We start from the raw sequence: 2,289 nt of genomic DNA on the forward strand, positions 1-2,289 counted from the left end.
AGAGCATCCTGAAAAAAATTCTGACATACTTTACGGGCAGGCATAGCGGTGATCCCATTGAATTTGTGGAAGAATCAGTAGATCACATCTTGCTATGTCTGTCTCATTTTTGTGGGGATTCGTCAGGGGCAAAGCCCATCTCATGCGTAACCACAACCATGGTCATCCCTTCACGCGCCAGCCCGCGCATGACTTCCATGACTTCGCCGACTAATTCGGGATCGAGTGCGGAGGTCGCTTCGTCGAAAAACATGATTTTGGGCTGTACCGCCAGCGCGCGTGCGATAGCCACACGTTGCTGTTGTCCGCCCGAAAGCTGAGAAGGATAGTGGCCGGCGCGGTCAGCCAGTCCGACGCGTTCCAGCGCGGCCATGCCGCGCGCGTTTGCCTCTGCGACGGAGAGTTTCTGGGCTTTAATCAAGGCCAGCGTGACGTTGCCCAGTGCCGTTTTGTGGGGAAACAGATTGAACTGCTGAAACACCATGCCGACGTGCCCACAGATATCACGACTCCGTTTTTGATCGTGCAGCGGTATGCCGTTAACCCAAATTTCGCCGCCGTCGGCTTTTTCCAGACCGCTCATAATGCGCAGTACCGTACTTTTACCCGAACCGGACGCTCCGATCAGCACCAGAACCTCGCCCGGCGAGACATCCAGACTGATTTCTTTCAGAACCTGAGTCGCGCCGAATGACTTCGTGATCCGGCTCAGGGTAATGGCTGCATTTTTCATCATAACGGGTTCCTGGTTTGCTGGTGTTGCACCCAGCGAGAAAGCGGGTAACAAAGCGCGAAGTAGAGCAGGGCGACCAGACCATAAATCAGCACCGGCTGCCCGATACGATCAACGATGGCCTGGCCCTGATGCATCAGTTCAGACATGCCGATCATGCTGACAATCGAGGTATCTTTGATGAGCGACAGATACTGGCCGACAAGCGGGGGCAAGACGATCCCACGGGTTTGCGGCAGGATAACGCTGGTGAAGGTCTGTCGTCTGGACAGGCCGAGGATCCAGGAAACCTCCCACTGGCCTTTCGGGACCGCCTCAATGCCACCACGAAAGATCTCGGCAATGTATGCGCCCTGATAAATGCTCAGCCCCAAAATGCCTGCGGCAAACAGGTTGATGTCATAGCCAAAATACGCCACGCCAAAGTAGATAAACATCAACGTGATCAAAACCGGTGTGCCGCGAAACAGCTCGGTATAGATCACCGCAATCTGCCGGGCGACAGGCAGACGGCTGGTCCGCAAGACGGCGGCCAGAAGGCCAAGCAACGTACTGCCGACAATGGCGGCAACCGACAGCAACAACGTAATTATCAGACCGCGCCACAACAATGGCAGGCTGCTGAGAATCAGTTCGCTCATTGGACCGGCTCCTGTTTAGCGGAAGGTGACAGCATTTTTCTGGCCTGTGACCAGAGCGGCCTTTTTACGGCGACGACCAGCGGTGGCATGAACAGCCGACGTCCCGCAACCGTCCCTAACCACGAGAACAGGTTGCTGAGAAACAGGTAGACCAGCGCGACAACGCTAAAGGTCTGGATGTAGAGCAGCGTCCGGGCGTTGATCACGGTGGCTGTGCCCGTCAGTTCCGGTAGCGCAATCGCTGACAGCAGTGAGGTGCCCAGCAACAGCTGAATCAGGTTATTCACGATAGCGGGCCAGACCGCGCGCGCTGCCTGGGGCATGACCACATTGATAAACATCTGGCGGCGGCTGATGCCCAAAATCCAGGCGGCTTCCAGCTGACCTTTAGGAACCGACTGAATCCCGGCCCGGAAAATCTCGGCCAGATAGGCTCCGACGTTAATGCCCAACGCCAGCACACCCGCCGTAAACGCACTCATGGTGATGCCCAGCGAAGGCAGCCCAAAGAACACGATGAATATTTGCAACAGCACGGGCGTGTTACGGATAAATTCAACATAGCCGTGGCTCAGCCAGCGAACAGGCGCAAAGCGGGCGGCTTTTGCCACGGCAGCCAGCAATCCCAGCGCCAGCGCCAGCATAAACGCCAGCAGCGTCACCTGAAGCGTCAGCAAGGTCGCGGCGAGAAAGGTGTCGGCATACTGCCAGAGTGTCAGCCATTGATAGCGCATAGGAAGCCTCCTTAACGTAAGCGTCGCATTCAGACCGTATTGACGTTCAGGCAGAGGGAAGCTCGACCTTCCATGGCAGCAGATCGCGGACCCGGTTCACCGGCCAGTCCTGTATATGACCGATGACGTAACGCAACCACGTCTCGGGGTCAACGCCGTTAAGCCGGCAGGTGACGATCAG

General features: G+C 56.6%; 4 protein-coding genes. All 4 read right to left on the reverse strand.

The window, feature by feature from the left end; translation table 11 throughout:
- Positions 1-103: 103 nt before the first annotated feature.
- Positions 104-733 carry an amino acid ABC transporter ATP-binding protein gene (locus F7Q90_RS25305; protein WP_044242559.1) on the reverse strand — a complete coding sequence of 210 codons (630 nt, stop codon included), beginning with the start codon at positions 731-733 and terminating at the stop codon, positions 104-106.
- The gene (locus F7Q90_RS25310) at positions 733-1,374 is read right to left on the reverse strand and encodes an amino acid ABC transporter permease (RefSeq protein WP_006120747.1); all 642 of its coding nucleotides are present in this window, start codon (positions 1,372-1,374) and stop codon (positions 733-735) included. Before F7Q90_RS25310 ends, F7Q90_RS25305 begins: the two co-directional genes overlap by 1 nt.
- Positions 1,371-2,108: an amino acid ABC transporter permease gene (locus F7Q90_RS25315; protein WP_006120746.1), complete on the reverse strand. Its 738-nt coding sequence runs from the start codon at positions 2,106-2,108 to the stop codon at positions 1,371-1,373. Before F7Q90_RS25315 ends, F7Q90_RS25310 begins: the two co-directional genes overlap by 4 nt.
- A 46-nt stretch (positions 2,109-2,154) precedes the next feature.
- On the reverse strand, positions 2,155-2,289 hold a 135-nt coding region (locus F7Q90_RS25320; protein WP_151161057.1), incomplete at its 5' end, for a transposase domain-containing protein.

This window comes from Pantoea stewartii subsp. stewartii (assembly GCF_008801695.1).
In the GTDB taxonomy this organism is placed as follows: domain Bacteria; phylum Pseudomonadota; class Gammaproteobacteria; order Enterobacterales; family Enterobacteriaceae; genus Pantoea; species Pantoea stewartii.